This is a genomic window from Caballeronia sp. LZ035, from assembly GCF_031451175.1.
Classification (GTDB): domain Bacteria; phylum Pseudomonadota; class Gammaproteobacteria; order Burkholderiales; family Burkholderiaceae; genus Caballeronia.
Map to the genome: position 1 here is coordinate 247,066 of NZ_JARUXS010000004.1, position 21,107 is coordinate 268,172.

Consider the following 21,107-nt stretch of genomic DNA (forward strand, 5'->3'; position numbering starts at 1 on the left):
GTTGACGCACGCGGCTCAGGCCTGGGCCGCCTGGGTCCGGGCCTCCAGCCGCGCACGCGTGTGCGCGGCTTCGTCGCTCAGCCAGCGCGCAAACTGCTGCAGCGCGGCCGACGGCGCGGGCCGCTCCGGATACGTCAGCCAGTAGGCCGCGCCGCTCGGCACGCACAGCGCGAACGGGGCGATCACGCGCTTCGCACGCAAATCCTCTTCGATCAGCGCGACATCGCCGATGGCCACGCCCAGTCCCTGCATCGCGGACGAGATGGCGAGGTCGAGCGTGTCGAAATGCTGCGCCTTCGCCGACGGCAAACCCGGATGGCCGTACGCTTCGAGCCAGCGCAGCCAGTCGCGTCGATCCCGCGTGGGATGCAGGAGCGTCTCGCCGGCGAAATCGTCGGGGGTCGGCGGAGCGTGCCGCTTCGGCTTCCAGAGCGCAGGCGCGCACACGGGCGTCAGCACTTCGTCGAACAGATGATGGCTCGTCACGCCCTTCAGCGCGGGCGCCGCGCCGAACACGATGGCGGCATCGAACGGCTCGGCGCTGAACTCGACGCCGTGCGACACCGAGGCGGTCACCTCCACCACCAGTTCCGGCCGCTCATTCTGCAAGCGGATGACGCGCGGCAGGACCCAGCGCATCGCGCAGGTCGGGCATTTCACGCGCAGAATGCCGGATTGCGCGCCGCCTCGCGCCAGTGCATCGTCGATCTGGCCGAACGCCTGCTGCAAGGGCGCGATCAGCAGCGCGCCATGATGCGTCAGCGTCAGCCCGCGCGCCTGCCGGGTGAACAGCGCGTAGCCGAGATGCGCCTCCAGCCCGGCGATCTGCCGGCTCACCGCGCCCTGCGTCACGTTCAGCACCTCCGCCGCGCGCGTGAAATTGAGCTTCCGGGCGACCACCAGGAAGGTTTTGAGGACGTCGAGCGAGGGCAGCGGTTTCATCGGGTTTGCGGCATGTAGCCATGATCTGCAAGCATGGCTAGTATGACAAAGTTTCGATTGTCCCCGCTTTATTGCTGCGGTTGAATCGACGGCAATTCTCGTCGACCCGCCTTTCCGGAGACACCGCCGTGCACAGCGCCTGCATTCCCGAATCGAAACTGCCCAGCGTCGGCACGACTATCTTCACCGTCATCGGCCAACTGGCCGAGGAGCATGACGCGCTCAATCTCTCGCAAGGCGCGCCGAACTTCGCCTGCGCGCCGAAGCTGATTGAAAGCGTCGAGCGAGCCATGCGGGCAGGACATAACCAGTATGCGCCGATGTCCGGCGTGCTCGCGCTGCGCGAGGCGATCGCGCTGAAAACCCAGCGGCTCTACGGCGCACAGTACGATCCGGGCACGGAGATCACCGTGGTCGCGAGCGCGAGCGAAGGCCTGTACGCGACGATCAGCGCACTCGTGCATCCCGGCGACGAAGTCATCTATTTCGAGCCATCCTTCGACAGCTACGGACCGATCGTGCAACTGCAAGGCGCCACGCCGGTCGCGATCAAGCTGTCGCCGGTGGATTTCCGTATCGACTGGGACGAAGTCGCGGCCGCCATCACGCCGAAGACGCGCATGATCCTGGTCAACTCGCCGCACAATCCCACCGGCAGCGCGTTCACGGACGCGGACATCCAGCGGCTCACGGCGTTGACGCGCGACACGAAGATCATCGTGCTGTCCGACGAAGTCTACGAGCACGTGGTGTTCGACGGCGCGCCGCATCACGGCATGGCGCGTTATCCGGCGCTGGCCGAGCGCAGCGTGATCGTGTGTTCGTTCGGCAAGTCGTATCACGTGACGGGCTGGCGGGTCGGCTACTGTCTCGCGCCCGCGGCGCTGACGGCCGAGATCCGCAAGATCCATCAATTCATGACCTTCGCCGCCGACACGCCGATGCAGATCGCTTTCGCCGAAGCGCTCGCGGACGAATCGAGCTATCTGGATCTCGCGCCGTTTTACCAGCACAAGCGCGATCTGCTCGCCAACGCGCTGGCCGGCTCGCGCTTCGAACTGCTGCCGAGCGCAGGCAGTTTCTTCATGCTGGCGCGCTACGACGCGATCTCCGATGCCGGCGACAGCGACTTCGTGCTGCGCCTGATCCGCGAAGCCCGCGTCGCGACCATCCCGCTGTCCGCGTTCTACACCGACGGCACCGACAACCACGTGATCCGCCTGTCGTTTGCGAAGGACGACGGCACGCTCATCGAAGGCGCGCGCCGCCTTTGCACGATCTGACGCTTTCCCTGGAGACCCACACGATGAAACTGAACTCGTTCGCCGCCGCCCTGCTCGTTGCGTGCGGCTTCGCGAGCGGCGCCGCTCTCGCCGCCGACACCTTGCGCTTCGGACTGGAAGCGCAGTATCCGCCGTTCGAATCCAAATCCTCGACGGGCGAACTGCAAGGGCTCGACATCGATGTCGGCAATGCGGTGTGCGCTGCTGCGAAGATGCAGTGCAAGTGGGTCGAGACGTCGTTCGACGGCCTGATTCCCGCGTTGCAGGGCCGCAAATTCGACGCGATCAATTCGGCGATGAACGCCACGGAGCAGCGTCGTCAGGCGATCGATTTCACGACGGTGGTGTATCGCGTGCCGACGCAGCTGATCGCGAAGAAGGGCAGCGGTCTGGAGCCGACGCCGGCATCGTTGAAAGGCAAGAGCGTGGGCGTGCTGCAGGGCTCGATCCAGGAGACCTTCGCCAAGGCTCACTGGGAGAATGACGGCGTGAAGGTCGTGCCCTATCAGGACCAGAATCAGGTGTATGCGGATCTGAAGTCCGGACGTCTCGACGCGACGCTCGTGCTCGCGCCGGCCGGCCAGAGCGGCTTCCTCTCGAAGCCGGATGGCGAGGGCTTCGCGTTCGTGGGCGCGCCGGTGCGCGACGACAAGATTCTCGGCAGCGGGATTGCATACGGTGTGCGCAAGGGCGACGACGCGCTGAAGACGAAGCTGAATGCAGCGATCGAGAAGGTTCGCGCGGACGGCACCATCGACAAGTACGCGAAGAAGTATCTGGGGAACATCGACATTTCGGCTAAGTGAGTCGATAACACGCGGCGGCGTTCACAGCAGCAGGAACGCGCGGATTGCGAACTTCGCCGCGTCGAGTTCTTCCTCCGTGACGGTCTCGCCCTTGAAGGACAGCTCGCGGTCTGCGTGGCTCCAGTTGCACAGCTGATCGACGAGCGCCACGCCCGGACGCTTCAGGCTCGCGAGCGGCACTTCGGTTTCCCAGCCGCGGACCGTCGTGGTGATCGGCAGGCCGGTAAAGCGGCCGGTGATGTCGTTCATCGTCAAATCTGAAATCACCAGCATGGCGCGATAGCCGTCCCGTTCGTTAGCTCTGGACGGGCCGACGTGCAGCCTCACTACGTCGCCCGCCTCTGGAATGCCCTGTTTCATGCTTTGCTCTCGCGTGCCGGATCCTGCGGTCCGCCGCATTCGGCGCCGACCGCATCGCCAAAATCCATTTCTTCATGCCGTTGCAAATTGCCCTCGCGGAACTGCTGAATCAAACGTTCACGTGAGAAGCGTTTGATTGCGGTGCGCGCCTGAACGACCACCCTGCCATCTTCGACTGCCAGAAACACTTCCTGACCCTCCTCGAGTGATGCCTCAGCTGCAATGGTCGCAGGAATGCGGATGGCAAGGCTATTACCCCAACGCTTCAGGATTTGTACCGGCACGGCGCCCTCCGAAAAGTCGATACATGGTGATACGTCGATGCTAGTAACGACCGCCGTGACGTGTCAACGCGTATCTACATGAGATCCAGGATTCTTCCGCCGCCCTCGGCCATTTGGCTCAGCAACATTTATTAAGCACAGGCACACTGTCGGCTCGATCCATCGTCCCCCCGAATCCGAGCCGCATGAGCACACCGACGACGCCCCGTCCCGCGCCCGCCCCACCCCCGCCGCTCGAAGGCGGCAAACTCGTGCTTGCCACCTTCGCCGTGGCGCTCGCCACGTTCATGAACGTGCTGGACTCGTCCATCGCCAACGTCGCGATCCCGACCATCTCCGGCAACCTCGGCGTGTCCGTCAACGAGGGCACGTGGGTCATCACCGTGTTTGCCGCGTCGAACGCGGTGTCGATCCCGTTGACCGGCTGGCTCACGCAGCGGCTCGGGCAGATCCATCTGTTCGTCGGCGCGATCCTGATGTTCGTGTTGTCGTCATGGCTCTGCGGCCTCGCGCCGAATCTTCCCGTGCTGCTGTTCGCGCGCATCCTGCAAGGTGCGGTCGCCGGGCCGCTGATTCCGCTCTCCCAGGCCATCCTGCTCGGCTCGTATCCGAAGGAGAAATCCTCGATGGCGCTCTCGCTCTGGGCGATGACCGCGACCGTCGGGCCGATCGCCGGGCCCGCGCTCGGCGGCTGGATCACGGACAGCTATTCCTGGTCGTGGATTTTCTACATCAACATTCCGGTGGGCATCTTCGCGGCGGGTGTGACGTGGATGATCTACCGCGACCGCGAGTCGGCGACGCGCAAGGCGCCGATCGACGTGATCGGCCTGTTGCTGCTCGTGACCTGGGTCGCTTCGCTGCAGATCATGCTGGACAAGGGACGCGACCTCGACTGGTTCTCATCGCCGCTGATCGTCGGGCTGGCGATTGTCGCGGCGATTGCGTTCGCGTTCTTCGTGGTGTGGGAGTTGACGGACCCGAATCCCGTGGTGGATCTGCGGCTGTTCGCCGGACGCAATTTCTTTGGCGGCACGGTGGCGATCTCCGTGGCCTACGGGGTGTTCTTCGGCAACCTCGTACTGCTGCCGCAGTGGATGCAGCAATACCTGAACTACCGTTCCGTCGATGCCGGCCTGGTCACCGCGCCGCTCGGCATCTTCGCGGTGATCCTGGCGCCCGTCATGGGCAAGGTGCTGCCGCGCAGCGACGCGCGCATCATCGCGACGATGGCGTTCATCGGCTTCGCGTTCGTCTTCTGGCTGCGCTCGAAATACGTGATCGAGATCGACACCTGGCATCTCGTGCTGCCGACGCTGCTGCAAGGCATTCCGATGGCCATGTTCTTCGTGCCGCTCACGGCGATCGTGCTGTCAGGGCTGCCGCCTTCGAAGATTCCCGCTGCAGCGGGGCTGTCGAACTTCGCGCGCGTGTTCTGCGGCGCGGTGGGCACGTCGCTCGCGGGCAATGCGTGGGACGACCGCATCGCGCTGCATCACGAACGGCTGACGGAGCAGGCGAACATCTATAACCCGACTTTCCTGCACTCGCTCGGCGCGTCCCAGGCGACGCTCGATGTCGGCGAGGCGCAGGCGCGCGGCCTGTTCAACTTCACGGTGAATTCGCAGGCCGCGATGATGGGCCTCAACGATATCTTCCTGATCTCGGCGGTGATCTTCATTCTGATCATCCCGCTGATCTGGATCACGAAGGTGGCGAAGGGTGGTGGCGGCGGGGCAGCTTCGGGGGCGCATTGAGGACGGGCGGCGGAACAAACCGCTGCCCGCCGGGCCAATGACCCAGCCGCTAATCGGGAAGAAAGTCCGCCGACAACACCCGTGTCATCGGCCAGGGGCACAGCAGCGGCAACTCCGGGATGGCGACGCGCATTTCGTTGGCCGCTTTTTCGCTCGCGTCGTCCCACATTTCCGCGATCCATTCTTCGTCGTCGAGCATCGGCCTGAGGCTCAACGTTCTCCTGAGCCGGCGGCCAATCGACTGCCGCTGCGTACGAATGGTGTTTGTCCAACTGCTTCCACGCCGCTCCGGCTGACATTGCCATTTCAACAAATGCGCGAGCAGGATCGACATCCTGCTCGCGAACTCTCTCTGCTCGCTCCTTCCCACGGCCTCGATTTCCTCTGCGATATGCTCGATATCGATGGCCGCAAGCTTTCCCGCACGCAGTAACGCAGCCTGTTCCCTGGCCCACGCCACCACGTCCTTCTCATACGGTGTTCCCATCGGCTGACTCCCGTTCTCTTCCTGATTCCCGGTATCGCCGATATTAGTTTCGCTATCCTTGTTCATCCAGATCGTCCAAACGGCCAGCACACGTCACTTCAGGCCCAGATCCACCCTGCTGCCCGTGCTCTTGTCCTTGACGTCATCCGCGTTCAGCTTCGGCGCCACGACGAAAACCCGCTTGCTGTCGATCTTCCCGTCGAAGTACTCCTGCACCGCCTGCGCCCGCTGTTGTGCGAGCTCGCGCAACGCGCCCTCGTCCACCGGCGCGTTCCTGGTCAACGCGGCTTTCATGTCGTCATCCGGCAGCGACTTCGTCATGCCGATGAAGTTGGTCGGCTTCTTGAAATCCGCCGACTTGTAGACCTTGGTCAAATACTTGTCGTAATCCGCATCCGACACCTTGATCGCATTCCAGTCCACGTTTTCGCCATTGCCCGCCATGTCGCGCACCTTCGCGCGCTTGACCTGGGCGTCCACCCACGCCGAGCGCAACGCCGGCTCGTCCACCTTCGGGTCCACGCGGCCCGTCACGTCCACGCGCACAGAAGGCTTGTCCACCAGCGCCTTCGCAATGGTTTCGAGCTTCTTCTGCGCGGCATCGGTCAGGTCCGCCGAGCCCGCATTGAACTCGATGTAGTTGAGGTCCGCCCCGCTGCCCCCGCCGAACGCATGCGCAAGCAGCGTGAACGGCGCCGTCACCGCCTTCTGGACCAGGTTGAGAATAGCCTGCCACACGAGCCCGCCGATTGAAAACTCCGGATTGTCCAGCGAACCGGAAATCGGAATATTCACGTCAATTTCGCCGCGAGAATTTTTCAGCAGCGACACCGCGAGCCGGACCGGCAGCCTGGTCGCCGTCGAATTGTCGACGTGATCGCCGAAAGTCAGCTGATCGATGAACAGGTGATTGTTCGCCGACAGTTTGTTGTCGGCGAGCATGTAGTGCAGGTCGACGTTCAGCTTGCCCTTCGTGATCGGATAGCCCGCGTACTTCGATGAATACGGCGTCAGGTTCGTCAGTTCGACGTCATGCGCACTCGCCGTCAGGTCGAGCGCCGGTTTGTCGATCAGCGGATTCACCTGCCCCTTGATCGACACCGGTCCGTTCGCCGCGAGCTTCGCCGTGACGTCGACGGGCGCGGGCGTCGTCGAATGCGTGCCGAACGCACCGATCGTGCCATTGATCGCGACGAGATTCGCCGTGTAGTTAGGCTTGATAAAGTTGTCGGTGTAGGTGACGCGGCCGTTCTGCAGCACGAGTTGCCCGAAGCGCAGGTTCACCGGCGGCCCGGCCTTTTCAGCGGCCTTCGGCGCCGCTGCTGCGCTCGCGGCGGCCGGCGGCGCGGCCTTGACCTTCTCGCGCGTGACCGGCTGCGTCGCGCCGTTCTCGTTGGCCACCACGCCCTTCAGGTTCAGCTTGCCTTGCGCGTCGAGCAGCACGCGGCCGTAGAAGTTCGCGAAAGTCACGCGCGCCGCCTCGACGTCCGTGCCGCGCTCGTCGTAGCTCACCTTCATGTTGGTCAGCCCGAGCAGCTTCCAGCCGGCGAAGCGGTCGTTGGTCAGCTTGTCGATCATGCGCACGTCCGTCAGCGACGCGTCGCCCTTGTAGGTTGCCGCGAGTGTCTTGCCGCTGCCGGACAGCGTCAGGTCGCCGTTCGCGTTGGCATTCGCGCTGGCCACGTCGACGTTGAGCTTGTCGCCGAAATACGGCTCGAACGCGGACACGTCCACCTGATCGCCCTTGACATGCAGCGCCAGCTTGAGCGGGCTCAACGTGACGTTGCCGCCGAGCGCGAGCGTGCCCCGGCCATTGAGCGTCAGCTTGCCGTCCACGTTGAGCGGCCGGGTCAGGTCGTCGCTGAACTGCTTCACGTTGAGCGCGAGCGGCGCGACCTGGAGTTTCATCGGGCGCGCGAGCGTCTCGTCGGTGAAGCTGGCCGAGGCGTTCTCGACCGCGATCTGTCCGATCTGGTAATGCCACGCCGGACCCGCTTCCTGCGCCTTCTGGATCTTGCGCGTCGCGGTGGACTCCGGCGCGGCCTCGTGCGGACCGGCGAGCGCCGCCAGATCGATACTGCCGTCCTTGCGGCGCGTCGCGTCGAGCGCGAGGCCGTTCACTTGTACGCTGTCGAGCGACGCCTGGCGCGCCGCCACATCCACTTTTGCGATCTTCGCCTGCGCGGAAGCCAGCTTCACCGGCGCGACGCCCTGCGCCGTGGGGGCGAGCGTCACGGCGTCGAGCCTGACCTCGCCCGCGCCGACCTGCACGCCGCCGTCCGGCTTGCTCCAGTCGACCGAAACGGGCAGCGTCGCGCCGAGCGTGCCGCTCGTCACACGCGCCGCCATCAGGTTCGACAGATAAGGCTGCAACGGCGGCAGCGCGAACGCGTTCAGGCCGATCTTCGCGTCGGCCTGTTTGGCGGCGAGCGTCACGCGGCCGGAGACGTCGAGCGCGCCGCCGTGGTCGAAGGCCGTCTTCAGCGTGTAGGTGGCGGGCGTTTTCGCGAGCGTGGAGAAGCCGTCGAGCGTCACGCCAAAGCCGGTCAGCGCGCCTTGTACGCGCTGTTTCAGCAGTTGATCGTCGAGGGCGATCCTGCCGTCTTCAATCGCCAGATGGCGGATGGACAAGTCGAGCGGCGCTGCGTCCTTTGCCGGCTCTGCGGCGGGCGCGGGCGCTTTCGCCGGCGGCGTTGCCTGAGACGTCCCGCCTGCCAGCTTCTGCACGTTCAACTGGCCGGACGCATCGCGCGCGAGATGCACGTCGGGATTCGCGAGCGTCACTTCGTCCAGATGATAGATATCGCGCAGCGGCTCGGCGTCGGCGATCTTCACATGCAGCGCGCGCGCGGCGACCAGCGGTGCGTTCGCTTTGTCGGTGACGGCGAGATCGGCGAGATCGGCGGTGCCGGCGATGCGGATCGTCGGCGCGTCGCCGGCAATCGAGAAGCTGACGTTGAGGTCGGTGGACAGCTTGCCGCTCTTCACCGCGACCGGCACCGACGCCGGCGCATAGGACGCCAGTTGCGGCACGTCGAGGCCGTCCAGCGTCAGCGCGATCTCCGACTCCCGCGACTGCGCAAACGGCTTCGTGCGTCCCTTCACGACCAGCGGCGAACCGTCGATACGCGCCTGCAACAGCGGCGTCACGAAGATGTCCGTGGCGGACGGCAGGGTCGCGATGAACGGAATGCCGAGCGCGAAGCGGTCGATGACATGCTTCGCGTCGAGCAGGCGGTCATCGAACGTGATCTGGCCGTTTTCCAGACGGATGTTGGACACCGAAAAGCGCGCCGGCTTCTTCGAAGGCTCGGCCGATGGCTTCGAGAACTTCTCGATGAGATCGGAGAAATTGAAATGCTCGCCGTCGTAGCGCACGACGTGGATACGCGGCGAATCGATCTTCAACTCGTTGACGACCGGCGCGAACTTGATGACGGACGCCCACGAGGTACGCACGACGAGACGCGAGACGTCGATGAAATCGGCCGGGCTGCCCGGCGCCTTCGCGAGATTGGCGGGCGACTCGCCGATATGCACGCCATCGGCTTCGAAGTCGAGCGTGTAGGGATTGAGCGAGATGCGCCGGATGGTGACGGGCCGGTCGAGCTGCTTTGCGAGTTGCTGCTCGGCGACATGCCGGATGACCGGCGGCGCGACGAAGAACCCAAGCGCGCCGATGACCAGCAGCGCGATCACCAGCCCGATGAAGATGCGCCGCGTGCGCCGCGCCTGCACGACGCCACGCAGGGTCTGGCCGGCGGACACGAGAGAAGACTTGCCGATGCTTGACATTCGATGCGCGGCGGCAAGCGTGCCGCATGAGCGCCGCTCGAGCTCGCCGTCCCGGATAAGTGAAGCCCGAGTATACGACGGCATGGCCCGCAAACGTTCCCTCTTGCGCGCTTCAGAAGCACAAAGGCCGCGACGGATCGCGGCCTTTGTGCGTGGCGGTTCATGACCGCGTCCCGAGTTTTACTCGCGATCGACCGAAGGCGGCGCCCATGAACCGTCGCTCGCCTGCGGCTTCGGTGCATAGAGCCGCAGCGCGAGCTGAAAGTCGCCTTGCGGCACCGGCAGCCAGTTCGCGGCGTGCGCGCGTCCCGGCGATTTCGCCGAGAGGATCACGTCGAAGGAGCCGTCGCGGTTCTTTCTCAGCCGGTCGCGCTCCGAGATCGACAGGCGCGGCAGCTTGCCATTCGCGAGCGCGCCGTCCTTCGTATAGGCGGTGAGCGTCCAGAAGCCGCGCACCGGCGGCAACGCGTCGGGCGTGAAGTGCAGCGTGTACTGGTTCGCGCCGTTCAGCGCGTGACCCTCGCTGTCAGTCCGGGCGACCGGCTTCACCTCGCCCTCCTTCGTGCTCGTCGCAACCTGACGGCGCGCAAGGTACGCGCGCAGCGTGTAGTCGGTGCCGTAGACGCCGACGCCGTCGCCGAACCAGGTCCAGCCGTTCTTCGTCAGCGCATTCGACGGCACGGTCGCAAGCCGTTCACGCGCGGCGCTCAGGCCCGAATCGAGCAGCGGCGCATCCGTCTTCTTGAACTGCACCGGCTCGCCTGGCTTCACGCCCAGGTCGGCAAGCCCGCTCATCGCGTGGCTGTCGTCGGTGGCGGCGGGGTTGTCGTCGAGCGAACGGGCCAGGCGCGCGAAGAACGCGTTGGCGTCGAGCGCCTCGGCCTGCGCACCGGGCGTCGCCGCGGCCAGCGCGCTCGACAGCGGCGGCACCGCCGGCTGACGCGCCGTGCTCGAACCCCACGCGCCGGCCACCACCGGCGTCGGATCCGAAACCGAGCCCTTGGCGGGCGTCAGCGTGTCGATGTGCATCGCGGTCTGGAGCTTGCGCGCCTCGCGCACATCACGCGGACCGTTCACTTGCACCCTCACCGATAGCCACACATAGCGCGTGCGCGTCTCGACGCGGGTCGCGCCCGTGGGCAGCGTGCCGGTCCAGCCGGCAGGCACGAAGGCGATGCGCTGCTGCTTCGGATAAGGCGTGGTGTCGGCGCTGGAATAGAGGGCGTTGGTCCAGGCGTCGAACGCGCGGGCATCGAGATAGCGTCCGCGCGGCGCGGCGGGCAGCGACACGATCACCGGATCGGCGGAGACATCGAGCCAGGCGCTCGATTGCAGCGTATCGACGCTCGGCCAGCCCGTCGCGCCGACCGGCGGCAGCGCCGTCGCATGCTGGAAGGTATTGAGCGCCGCCCCGCCCGGAGCGGCGCCGGCGCGTTCGCGCGCGATGTCGGTTGCGACCAGCGGGAAGCCGAACGTGTAGGCATCCGCGACCTGATTCTTCACCCAGCCGGGGCTGCTTACCTTGACTTCATCGGGCGCCTTGGTAGCGCAACCGGCCAGGACGGCCATCCCCGCGAGGCTCACGCTCATCCACAGGGCAGCGTCGAGCGGAAACGTCCAGCGTCGGTAATTCTTCATTCGAATGGGAATCCGGGTTTTCTTTCGATTGGGTTGACTCGCAAATCCGGGATGGTCCAGACCGGAACGCGGCTTCGGGTTGCGAGCGCAACACCGTGAGCGCCATCTCGGAATTCGGGTTTTAACTTATCCGCTGACGATAGGCAAGAAGCAGCGTGCAAAAGGCCTGCGGCGTTTCGAAAATCGGGTCGAAGCCACGGAAAACGCACGCCGGCGATGTGTTCAGGCGGCCCCTGCGCGCCTTCGTCAGCCGGCACTACGATAGCGGAATATGGTGACGCCCATCGGTACGAAAGCGACGGCGCATGGTGTCCATCGCCCGCATTGTTTCAGCGATGCACGACGCCGTTCATGTTTTTCCTGCGCATCCGCCTTGACCTTCCCACGATTGGAAGCTCGATACTGCTGTGGTGAGGGAATGCCGCGACTTATTTGCCGTTCGTCCTTGTCGCGCGTCCCAGCCAGACCGGAGTGTTCCAGCATGTCCACCGAATCATCCACGTCCGCCGTGCGCACCGCGGAATTCGCCGTCAGCGGCATGACCTGCGCTTCCTGCGTGATGCGGGTCGAGAAGGTCCTGAAGCGCGTGCCCGGCGTCGAAAGCGTCGCGGTCAATCTCGCCACCGAAAAAGCCACGGTCCACGCCAGCGCCGCCGTCAGCGACGATCAGCTCGTCGCGGCGGTCGTGAAGGCGGGCTACGAAGCCGCCGTCGTCGTGCCCGAGGCGGCGGCGGCCGAGGCCGCTGGCGTCGATCGCGAGCTCATCGCCGTGCTGGCTTCCGCGCTCATCACCTTGCCGCTGCTCGCGCCGATGTTCGGCCTCGAACTCGATCCCTGGCTGCAACTGACGCTCGCGAGCGTCGTGCAGTTCGGCTTCGGCGCGCGTTTCTACGTGGGCGGCTATCGCGCGGTGCGAGCGTTCGCCGGCAACATGGATCTGCTCGTCGCGCTCGGCACGTCGGCGGCGTGGGGGCTGTCGGTCTATCAGATGCTCGCGCACGGCGGCATGGGCGCGCATCTGTTCTTCGAGGCGTCGGCGGTCGTCATCACGCTGGTGCGCTTCGGCAAGTGGCTGGAGACGCGCGCACGGCGGCAGACCAGCGCCGCGATCCGCGCGCTCAACGCACTGCGCCCCGCCACCGCGCGCGTGCGCGATCGCGACGACCCGGCGCGCGAACGCGACGTGCCGCTCGCGGACGTGCGGATCGGCGACATCGTGATCGTGCGGCCGGGCGAACGCGTGCCGGTGGATGGCATCGTGCGCGCGGGCCGCACGCACATCGACGAATCGCTCATTACGGGCGAGAGCCTGCCCGTCGCGAAGGAAGCCGGCGCGCGCACGACCGGCGGCTCGGTCAACGGCGAAGGGGCGATCGAGATCGAAACCACGGCGATCGGTACGGAAACGACGCTCGCGCGCATCATCCGGCTGGTCGAATCCGCGCAGGCCGACAAGGCGCCGATCCAGCGGCTGGTCGATCGCGTGGCCGCCGTCTTCGTCCCGGCCATTCTGGCGATCGCGCTCGTCACGTTGGCCGGCTGGCTGTGGCATGGCGCCGGCGTGGAAACGGCGCTGCTCGACGCGGTCGCGGTCCTCGTGATCGCCTGCCCGTGCGCGCTCGGCCTCGCGACGCCCACCGCGATCATGTCCGGCACCGGCGTCGCGGCGCGCCAGGGCATTCTCATCAAGGACGCGCAGGCGCTCGAACAGGCGCATGCCATCGCCATCGTCGCGTTCGACAAGACCGGCACGCTGACCGTCGGCCGTCCGACGCTCGTCGAATTCGAGGTGTCGCCTGGACACGTGCGGGAAGAAGCGCTCGGGCTGGCGGCCGCCGTGCAGCGGCTGAGCGAGCATCCGCTGGCCAAGGCCGTCGTGGCCGCCGCACTGGACGATCCGGACGCGCCGCGCTTCGAGGCGAGCGCGGCGCGCGCGGTCGCGGGACGCGGCGTCGAGGCGACGGTGAACGAAAGACGTATTGGCATCGGCAGCGGTCGCTGGGTCGATGAACTGGGCGCGAACGTGCCGCCTTCGCTCATGGAACGCGCGCAGGCGCTCGAAGCGCGCGGCAACACGGTTTCATGGCTGATCGAGCAGACTCAAGAGCGGCACGAGGTGCTCGCGCTGCTTGCCTTCGGCGACACCGTCAAACCGACGGCGCGCACGGCCATCGAACGGCTGGCGGCGATGGGCGTGCAAAGCGCGCTCATCACCGGCGACAACGCAGGCAGCGCGCACGCCGTCGCGCGGGCGCTGGGCATTCCGGCGGAGCGGGTGTTTGCGCAGACCCTGCCCGACGACAAGGCACGCGTCGTCGCGCAATTGCGGGCATCGGCAAAAGGCATCGTGGCGATGGCCGGCGACGGCATCAACGACGCCCCCGCGCTCGCCGCCGCCGATGTCGGCATCGCCATGGCGAGCGGCACCGACGTGGCCATGGAAGCCGCCGGCATCACGCTGATGCGCGGCGACCCGGCGCTGGTCGCGGATGCCATCGACATCTCGCGGCGCACCTATCGAAAGATCCAGCAGAACCTGTTCTGGGCGTTCGTCTACAACCTGATCGGCATTCCGCTGGCGGCGTTCGGTCTGCTCGATCCGATGTTCGCAGGCGCGGCCATGGCGTTCTCGAGCGTGAGCGTCGTGACCAACGCGCTGTTGCTGCGCAGCTGGCGCGCTCAGGCCGGCGCGGTGGACGAAGCGCGCGCAGGCAAGCCGATCACGCGTCCGGCGTAAGGCGCGTGCTCCGGCGCGACCGTCGGCTCGGCGGCGATGCGCGCGGCGACGTCCGCATCGAACGAAGCCGACTTTGGCGCGCCGCCGGTGTCGATGTGCATCAGCATCTGCTCGCACGCCGATACCGGTTCGGCCGAGTCGCCCTCGAACATCTCCAGATAGAGATGGATGCGCTTGCGATCATGCGCGATCACCCGCGCCTCGACGCGCACCGCCGCGCCTTCCTTGATTTCCCGCAGATAGCTGACGTGCGCTTCCAGTGTGTACAAGGTGCGCTGGCGCGCGCGGCGGCCGGCGTCGTCGAGACCGATGCGGTCGATGAAGGCATCGGTCGCGAGGCTGTAGAGCAGCATGTAGAAGGCGTCGCGCAGATGGCCGTTGTAATCGACCCATTCGGCCTTCACGGTGTCGCGATAGATCATCGTCGTTCCTTCAGTCCTCGATGCCATGCCGCACCTTCGCCGCCGCAATCGCTTCGATCACGCTCGAAATGCAGTCGTCGCGATAGCGTTCCAGCGCCTTGATGTCGCGCCCGCTGGTCTGCCGCGACGTGCCGTCGACCACGCGATCGATCAGTTCGTCGGTCAGTTGCGGCGCCACCAGCTTGGTCCACGGCAGTTCGAGCGCGGGGCCGAACTGCTGCATGAAGTGTCGCATGCCTGCCTCGCCGCCGGCCAGCGTGTAGGTCAGGAACGTGCCCATGAACGACCAGCGGATGCCCGCGCCGTAACGAATGGCGTCATCGATTTCGCCGGTGGTCGCAACGCCGTCGTTCACGAGGTGCAGCGCCTCGCGCCACAGCGCCTCCAGCAGCCGGTCCGCGATGAAGCCCGGCACCTCCTTGCGCACCCGCAAGGGCCGCATGCCGATCGACGCGTAGAAGCTCATCGCGGCATCGATCGCATCGCCCGAGGTCTTGTCGCCGCCGAGCACTTCGACGAGCGGCAGCAAATACACCGGATTGAACGGATGCCCGACCACGCAGCGTTCCGGATGCACGGCGCGCGCGTAGAAGTCGCTCGGCAGCAGGCCCGAAGTGGAAGACGCGATGATCGCGTCAGGCTTCGCCGCGCGGCTCACGCGCTCGTGCAGCGCGAGTTTCAGTTCCTCGCGTTCGGGCGCGCTCTCCTGAATGAAGTCCGCCTGGGCCACGCATTCCTCGACCGTCGCGACCACGCGCAAGCGTTCCGGCGATGCCCCTGCCGCCAGCCCCGCACGTTCCAGTGCGGGCCACGCGTTCGCGACGTTGGCGCGCAATTGCGCTTCGGCGCCGGGCGCCGGATCCCATGCGGTGACATCGAGACCCGCGCCGAGCGCGCGCGCCACCCAGCCGCTGCCGATCACACCCGCGCCGAGCGCGGCGAATTGCTTGACTTGCATGTTGATGAGGTCCGTTTGAGTTCGAGTTCGAGCGATTTGCTTCAGGCGTGTGCGATTCAGGCGAATTGTTCGAGCGAGCGCTTCTCGAGCGGACGCTCGCCGCGCGCGGGCAGTCCCAGCTTTCTGCGGCCTTCGGCGGGCGTGAGCGCGCGCGCCCCCAGCCGCTCGATGATCTCGACCGCGCGCTGCACGAGCGAACCATTGGTCGCGTGGACGCCGCGATCGAGCCATAAGTTGTCCTCGAGCCCGACCCGCACGTGGCCGCCGAGCAGCATCGCCTGGGCGACCATCGGCATCTGCATCCGGCCGATGCCGAAGCCTGCCCAGTGCGCGCCCGGCGGCAGGTTGTCCACCATCGCCTTCATCGTGCCGGTGTCGGGCGGCGCGCCCCATGGAATGCCCATGCACAACTGGAAGAGCGGCGGGTCGTCGAGCAGCCCTTCCTTCAGCAACTGGTTGGCGAACCACAGATGGCCCGTATCGAAGATCTCCAGTTCCGGCTTCACGCCGAGTTCCTGGATGCGTTTCGCGCCCGCACGCAACTGGGCAGGCGTGGAGACGTAGATATAGTCGCCGTCCCCGAAGTTGAGCGTGCCGCAGTCGAGCGTGCAGATCTCGGGCAACAACTCTTCCACATGCGCGAGACGCGTCAGCCCGCCGACGAGATCCGTGCCGCGCCCGAAGCGCATCGGTTCTTCGCCGGGACCGATCTCGAGATCGCCGCCCATGCCCGCCGTCAGATTGATGATGACGTCCACATCCGAAGAACGAATCCGGTCGACGACTTCGCGGTACAGCGCCGGGTCGCGGCTGCCTCTGCCCGTCTTTGGATCGCGCACGTGACAATGCGCGACGGTGGCGCCCGCGCGCGCGGCTTCGATCGCCGCTTCGGCAATCTGCTTCGGCGTGACGGGAATGGCGGGATGCCTGGCCGTGGTATCGCCGGCGCCGGTGACCGCGCAGGTCACGATGACTTCATGGTTCATGGAGTTTCCGTTCCAAATGACTGTTAGGGTTCCTGCTTTCCCTGCCCGCCCGAAGGTCCGCGAAGACTTCAGGCGCACTGCTCAACGTGTCAAAGCCCCAGATACTGCTTTACCGCGGGCAAGCCATCCTTGCCGTCGACCGTCTTCACGCCGGCCAGCCACGCATCCAGCACCTGCGGATTGCTCTTCAGATACGCCTTCGCTGCTTCCTGCGGGCGCTCCTTGTTCATCACGGGCTGCATCAGGCGGTTTTCCAGATCGGTCGTGAAGCGCAGGTTCGACACCAGTTTCCCGGCATTCGGACAGCGCGACAGAAAGTCGGTGTTGGTCAGCGTGTAGACGCGCGCCTCGCCATAATTCGGGCCGAATACCTCGTCGCCGCCCGAGAGATAGTCGAGCTTCATCTGGATGTTCATGGGGTGCGGCTCCCAGCCCAAAAATACGACAGGCTTCTTCTCGCGGATGGCGCGCTCGACCGTCACAAGCATGCCCGCTTCGCTCGACTCCACGAGCTTGAAGCCGCCGAGTCCGAACTGATTCGACTCGATCATCTTCTGGATCTTCGCGTTGGCGCTGCTGCCCGGCTCGATGCCATAGATCTTGCCGTCGAGTTCGTCGCGATGTTTGGCGATATCGGCGAAGGTCTTGATGCCCGCATCGTAGGCATAGGCCGGCACGGCGAGCGTCGCCTTCGCGCCGGAGAGATTGGGCGGATCGAGCTTCTGGATGCTCTTCGATTCGAGATACGGCTCGACGGCCTTCTGCTGCACCGGCCACCAGTAACCCAGCGAGACATCGATCTGCTTGCTCTTGAGACCGGCCAGCGAGATGGGGACCGAAGCCACGGTCGTCTTCGGCGCATAGCCGAGTCCTTCGAACACGACCGACGCGAGCGCGGTGGTGGACGTGATGTCGGTCCAGCCGATATCGACGAAACGCACGGTCTTGCAACTGGCATCTTCCGCACGCGCGTCCTGCGTCAGGGCGAACGCCACGCCGGCGGCGCAGGTTCCGGCCATCAGCAGTTGGGAAATCAGGCGATGTCTCATTGGCGTTTTTCCGTGGTGGGTTATCTCGTTGAACCGGTTCGGGGCGCCGGCATGGATATAAAAGTATCGCCGCATAAAAGTGCGCGAACGTCCGGCGGCGACGGCGACTTGCCTGCTTGCGACGTCCTTTCAAAAATCATCCGTTCCCGCGCCTGGAGAAACTCCAACAAAAAGTATTTCGTTGCGTGCTTTGATCTTGACTGGCGGCTATTCCGCTCGCTACAAGGCGAACGATGTCAAGGAAACCGTTCTGTCGGGAATGTCGCGAGTGTGTCTTTCCGCTGCGTGATCATTCATGAATATGAAAAGACCGCGAGCAAGAGTAACCTTCATCGACGGCGGCAAACTCTGTGGGAATTCGCACATAGCCATGCCTTCCGGACGAGTAATCTGCGTTTGAGGGATCGACGCCGGGCACAGACCTAGACGCGCAGCAGGGAAAAAAGAGAGATTTCCCGTCTTGGTTCGAGTGCCCAGGCGCTTAAAGCCACGCAGTCCAATACAGGTGCATAAAAATGGACCGACAGGACGCTATCCGAGAGCGTGCGCATAGCTACGCGCGCGAGCCATTGTTTCAACCCGCCTTCGAGCAGATCCGCACTTCCCGCATGACCGCCTTCACCGAAGGCTTCGAGAAAATCACCGGCGAGCGGTTCGGCAGTTATGCCGGACTGCAAGCTTTTGCGTGCCGTGAATATCGGCAGTTCTGGAAATACTTTCTCGATTCAGCCGAAGGGCTTGAATGGTCCGGATCGGATGAACCGGTTTGTATTGGCACGCAATGCGAAACGGCGCGATTCTTTCCAAATGTCGAATTGAATTACGCCGAGAATCTGCTAAGCAAGCGCATTGCATCCGACGACGCCCCCGCGCTGACCTCCTGTTATGCCGATGGCCGCCGCATCACCTACACGCGCGGTGAACTGCGCGAACGGGTCATGCGGCTGGCGCATGCACTGGATGAACTGGGTCTCAAGCCGGGCGACCGCGTGGCTGCCATCCTGCGTAACGACGGCGATGCGATCACCATCGCGCTGGCGGTGACGGCGCTGGGCGCCACACTCTCCACGGCCGCGCCGGAAAACGGCGTGCAGGCGATACTCGACCGCTTCGCGCCGCTCGAACCGAAGATGTTGTTCGCGCACACCACCCAGCGGCCCTTCGACACCGGCGGCTCGATCTCGGGTCACATTGCGGCCGTCGCGACGCAGTTGGGATCGCTCACGGACATCGTCTGTCTCGACGAAACCGAGTTGCCCAGTTCCGTGACAGTGCGCCAGCACGAAATGCGTTCATTGATCCTGCGCGGCAACGCCTTGCGCTTCGACTGGAAGCGTTTCGAGTTCAATCACCCGTTGTTCATCATGTTTTCGTCGGGCACCACCGGCAAGCCCAAATGCATCGTCCACGGTGCGGGCGGCACGCTCCTCGAGCATGTGAAGGAACACCGGCTCCACAGCGACTTCGGTCCCGGCGACAAACTGTTCTTCCACACCAGCTGTTCGTGGATGATGTGGAACTGGCAATTGTCCGCGCTGGCATCGGGCGTGGAGATCGTCACCTATGACGGCCCGGTGGCCGCGGTGGACACGCTCTGGCAGCTCATCGCGGACGAACGCGCGACGCTCTTCGGCACGAGCCCCGCGTATCTCAAGATGAGCGAGGACGCCAGTCTCGAACCCGGTTCGCAATTCGATCTCTCGGCGCTGCGCGCGATGCTGTCGACGGGCGCCGTGCTCTACGACGCGCAATTTCACTGGGTCCGCAACCACGTGAAGCCCTTGCAGTTGCAATCGATATCCGGCGGCACGGACATCATCGGCTGCTTCGTGCTGGGCAATCCGAACCTGCCGGTCTATGCGGGCGAGGCTCAGTGCCGGAGCCTCGCCCTCGACGTGCAGGCGTTCGACCAGGGCGCGAGCACCATCATGCCGGGCGAGCTGGTCTGCACGAATCCGTTTCCTTCGCGACCGCTCGGTTTCTTCGGCGATACCGAGGGCGCACGCTTTCATCAAGCCTACTTCGCGGCGAACGAAGGCGTGTGGACGCATGGCGACGTGATCGAGTTCTCGCCACAGGGCTCCGCGCGCATGCACGGCCGCAGCGACGGCGTGCTCAACGTGCGCGGCATCAACGTGAGCCCGGGCGAGATCTACCGCATCCTGAGCGGCGTTCCGGAAGTTCGCCAGGCGATGGCCGTGCCGCAGACGGACACCAACGCGGGCGAGGCCGGCCAGCGCATCGTGCTGCTGCTCGTGCTGCGTCCCGGTGCGCAGATGAACGCCGCGCTCGCCGCACGCATCCGTCGCGAGTTGAAACGTCAGGGCAGCGCAGCACTGGTGCCCGACGTGATCGTTCAGGTGGACGCGCTGCCGGTCACGCACAACGGCAAACCGTCCGAAGCCGCGGCCCGCGACGCGGTGAACGGCCTGCCGGCGCGCAATGTCTCGTCGCTGGCGAATCCGGATTGCCTGGCGCGCATTCGCGAACATCCGTCCCTTTCGCGCGTGAAGAGCGCGTTGCCTGCACCGGGCGAATCCGTCGCGCAACTCGAAGCCTATTTGTGCGCGCTGTGGGAGCAGTGTTTCAGTTTTTCGCCGATTGGCCGCGACGACAATTTCTTCGATCTCGGCGGCCATTCGCTGCTGGCGGCGCGCATGCTTGCCGACGTGCAGCGCGCCACGGGGCGCGCACTGACCCTCTCGACGATGATCGTCGCGCCGACCATCGCGCGCCTCGCGACCGTACTCGCCGCGGATGCCGCGTCGCAGACCACGGGCTCGACCGTGGTGCAGATGCGCGCGGGCACAGGCCGCCCGCTGTTCATGGCGCACAGCATCACGGGCTCGGTGATGGAGTGCCTGACGCTCGCGGGCATGCTGGAAAACGAGCGGCCCGTGTACGGTCTACAGGCACTCGGACTCGACGGCGAGGAAGCGCCGCAACACAGTGTCGAAAAAATGGCGGAAGGCTACGTGCGGCGCATTCGCGAAGTGCAGCCGCGGGGTCCGTATGCGATCGCCGGCTATTCGTTCGGCGGGTTGATCGCGTTCGAGATCGCGCAGCAGCTCGTCGCGGCGGGCGAACAGATCGAGATGCTCTGCCTGCTCGATACCTACGTGCATGAACACTGCCTGCCGTTCCCGCAATGGACGCGCTTCCAGGCGGACGTGATCGCCGACCGCCTGCGTGAATTCCGCTCGCTCGATACGCGGGCACGCCTGGGCTACGTGTGCACCAAGGCGGGCGCCTTCGCGGACCGCGTCCGGATGCGCCTGGGACATCAGGCTCACAAGGTCGCGCCCGATGCGCAAGGCCTGCCGCCCGCGCTGATGCGCGTGCGCGAGTCGATGCGCGTCGCGATGACAACTTACACGCCGCGTCATTACCAGGGGGGTCCGATCGTCTATGTCCGCGCCACGGTTCTGGAGACGATGCGCGGCGATCCGCTGCCGGTTTGGCAGCGCGTCGCGAAGAACGGCTTGCAGGTGATGAAAGTCGAGGGCCGCCACACCGATCTGGTGGTCGAGCCGCAACTCGCGACGGTCGCGCAGACGCTGACGCACGCCCTCGCGCGCGCCTGACAGGGCTGCGCGCATCATG

General features: G+C 65.4%; 16 protein-coding genes. 5 read left to right on the top strand and 11 right to left on the bottom strand.

Annotated elements, in window-relative coordinates; translation table 11 throughout:
• Positions 1-15: 15 nt before the first annotated feature.
• Entirely contained in the window at positions 16-942 is a 927-nt protein-coding gene (locus QCE88_RS31485) for a LysR substrate-binding domain-containing protein (protein WP_309909148.1), read from the bottom strand.
• Between the two features lie 128 nt (positions 943-1,070).
• Here QCE88_RS31485 and QCE88_RS31490 point away from each other — a divergent pair, with 128 nt between their 5' ends.
• Both QCE88_RS31490 and QCE88_RS31495 read left to right on the top strand, forming a co-directional pair.
• A complete protein-coding gene (locus QCE88_RS31490; protein WP_309909150.1) occupies positions 1,071-2,225 on the top strand; it encodes a methionine aminotransferase in 1,155 nt (384 codons plus the stop codon).
• A gap of 23 nt (positions 2,226-2,248) precedes the next feature.
• The gene (locus QCE88_RS31495) at positions 2,249-3,031 is read left to right on the top strand and encodes an ABC transporter substrate-binding protein (protein ID WP_309909152.1); all 783 of its coding nucleotides are present in this window, start codon (positions 2,249-2,251) and stop codon (positions 3,029-3,031) included.
• Between the two features lie 21 nt (positions 3,032-3,052).
• Here QCE88_RS31495 and QCE88_RS31500 read toward each other — a convergent pair whose 3' ends face one another.
• The gene (locus tag QCE88_RS31500) at positions 3,053-3,391 is read right to left on the bottom strand and encodes a type II toxin-antitoxin system PemK/MazF family toxin (protein WP_309909153.1); all 339 of its coding nucleotides are present in this window, start codon (positions 3,389-3,391) and stop codon (positions 3,053-3,055) included.
• Positions 3,388-3,675 carry an AbrB/MazE/SpoVT family DNA-binding domain-containing protein gene (locus QCE88_RS31505; protein ID WP_309909155.1) on the bottom strand — a complete coding sequence of 96 codons (288 nt, stop codon included), beginning with the start codon at positions 3,673-3,675 and terminating at the stop codon, positions 3,388-3,390. The genes QCE88_RS31500 and QCE88_RS31505 overlap by 4 nt, the downstream gene beginning before the upstream one ends.
• A 185-nt stretch (positions 3,676-3,860) precedes the next feature.
• Between QCE88_RS31505 and QCE88_RS31510 the strand changes: the two genes are divergently transcribed.
• Positions 3,861-5,432, top strand: coding sequence for a DHA2 family efflux MFS transporter permease subunit (locus tag QCE88_RS31510; RefSeq protein WP_309909156.1), 1,572 nt, complete (start codon positions 3,861-3,863; stop codon positions 5,430-5,432).
• A gap of 49 nt (positions 5,433-5,481) precedes the next feature.
• Here QCE88_RS31510 and QCE88_RS31515 read toward each other — a convergent pair whose 3' ends face one another.
• From QCE88_RS31515 to QCE88_RS31530, 4 genes are all read right to left on the bottom strand, one after another.
• Positions 5,482-5,919: a DUF29 domain-containing protein gene (locus QCE88_RS31515; RefSeq protein WP_309910963.1), complete on the bottom strand. Its 438-nt coding sequence runs from the start codon at positions 5,917-5,919 to the stop codon at positions 5,482-5,484.
• A 93-nt stretch (positions 5,920-6,012) separates the two neighbouring features.
• The gene (locus tag QCE88_RS31520) at positions 6,013-9,714 is read right to left on the bottom strand and encodes a DUF748 domain-containing protein (protein WP_309909157.1); all 3,702 of its coding nucleotides are present in this window, start codon (positions 9,712-9,714) and stop codon (positions 6,013-6,015) included.
• Between the two features lie 180 nt (positions 9,715-9,894).
• Positions 9,895-11,352, bottom strand: a complete 1,458-nt coding sequence (locus tag QCE88_RS31525) for a DUF1214 domain-containing protein (protein WP_309909158.1) — start codon at positions 11,350-11,352, stop codon at positions 9,895-9,897.
• A gap of 246 nt (positions 11,353-11,598) precedes the next feature.
• Positions 11,599-11,841 (bottom strand): hypothetical protein, encoded by a 243-nt coding sequence (locus QCE88_RS31530; RefSeq protein WP_309909159.1) that lies wholly within the window; start codon positions 11,839-11,841, stop codon positions 11,599-11,601.
• Between QCE88_RS31530 and QCE88_RS31535 the strand changes: the two genes are divergently transcribed.
• Positions 11,834-14,089: a heavy metal translocating P-type ATPase gene (locus tag QCE88_RS31535; protein WP_309909160.1), complete on the top strand. Its 2,256-nt coding sequence runs from the start codon at positions 11,834-11,836 to the stop codon at positions 14,087-14,089. The two genes, QCE88_RS31530 and QCE88_RS31535, sit on opposite strands and share 8 nt — an antisense overlap.
• Here the strand turns inward: QCE88_RS31535 and QCE88_RS31540 are convergent.
• From QCE88_RS31540 to QCE88_RS31555, 4 genes are all read right to left on the bottom strand, one after another.
• Positions 14,032-14,538, bottom strand: a complete 507-nt coding sequence (locus QCE88_RS31540; RefSeq protein WP_309909161.1) for a thioesterase family protein — start codon at positions 14,536-14,538, stop codon at positions 14,032-14,034. The two genes, QCE88_RS31535 and QCE88_RS31540, sit on opposite strands and share 58 nt — an antisense overlap.
• Entirely contained in the window at positions 14,522-15,469 is a 948-nt protein-coding gene (locus QCE88_RS31545) for an L-carnitine dehydrogenase (RefSeq protein WP_309909163.1), read from the bottom strand. The genes QCE88_RS31540 and QCE88_RS31545 overlap by 17 nt, the downstream gene beginning before the upstream one ends.
• 56 nt (positions 15,470-15,525) lie before the next feature.
• Positions 15,526-16,455: a 3-keto-5-aminohexanoate cleavage protein gene (locus tag QCE88_RS31550; RefSeq protein ID WP_309909164.1), complete on the bottom strand. Its 930-nt coding sequence runs from the start codon at positions 16,453-16,455 to the stop codon at positions 15,526-15,528.
• Between the two features lie 89 nt (positions 16,456-16,544).
• Positions 16,545-17,504: a choline ABC transporter substrate-binding protein gene (locus tag QCE88_RS31555; protein ID WP_309909165.1), complete on the bottom strand. Its 960-nt coding sequence runs from the start codon at positions 17,502-17,504 to the stop codon at positions 16,545-16,547.
• A gap of 515 nt (positions 17,505-18,019) precedes the next feature.
• Between QCE88_RS31555 and QCE88_RS31560 the strand changes: the two genes are divergently transcribed.
• Positions 18,020-21,088: an acetoacetate--CoA ligase gene (locus QCE88_RS31560; protein WP_309909166.1), complete on the top strand. Its 3,069-nt coding sequence runs from the start codon at positions 18,020-18,022 to the stop codon at positions 21,086-21,088.
• Positions 21,089-21,107: the final 19 nt, after the last annotated feature.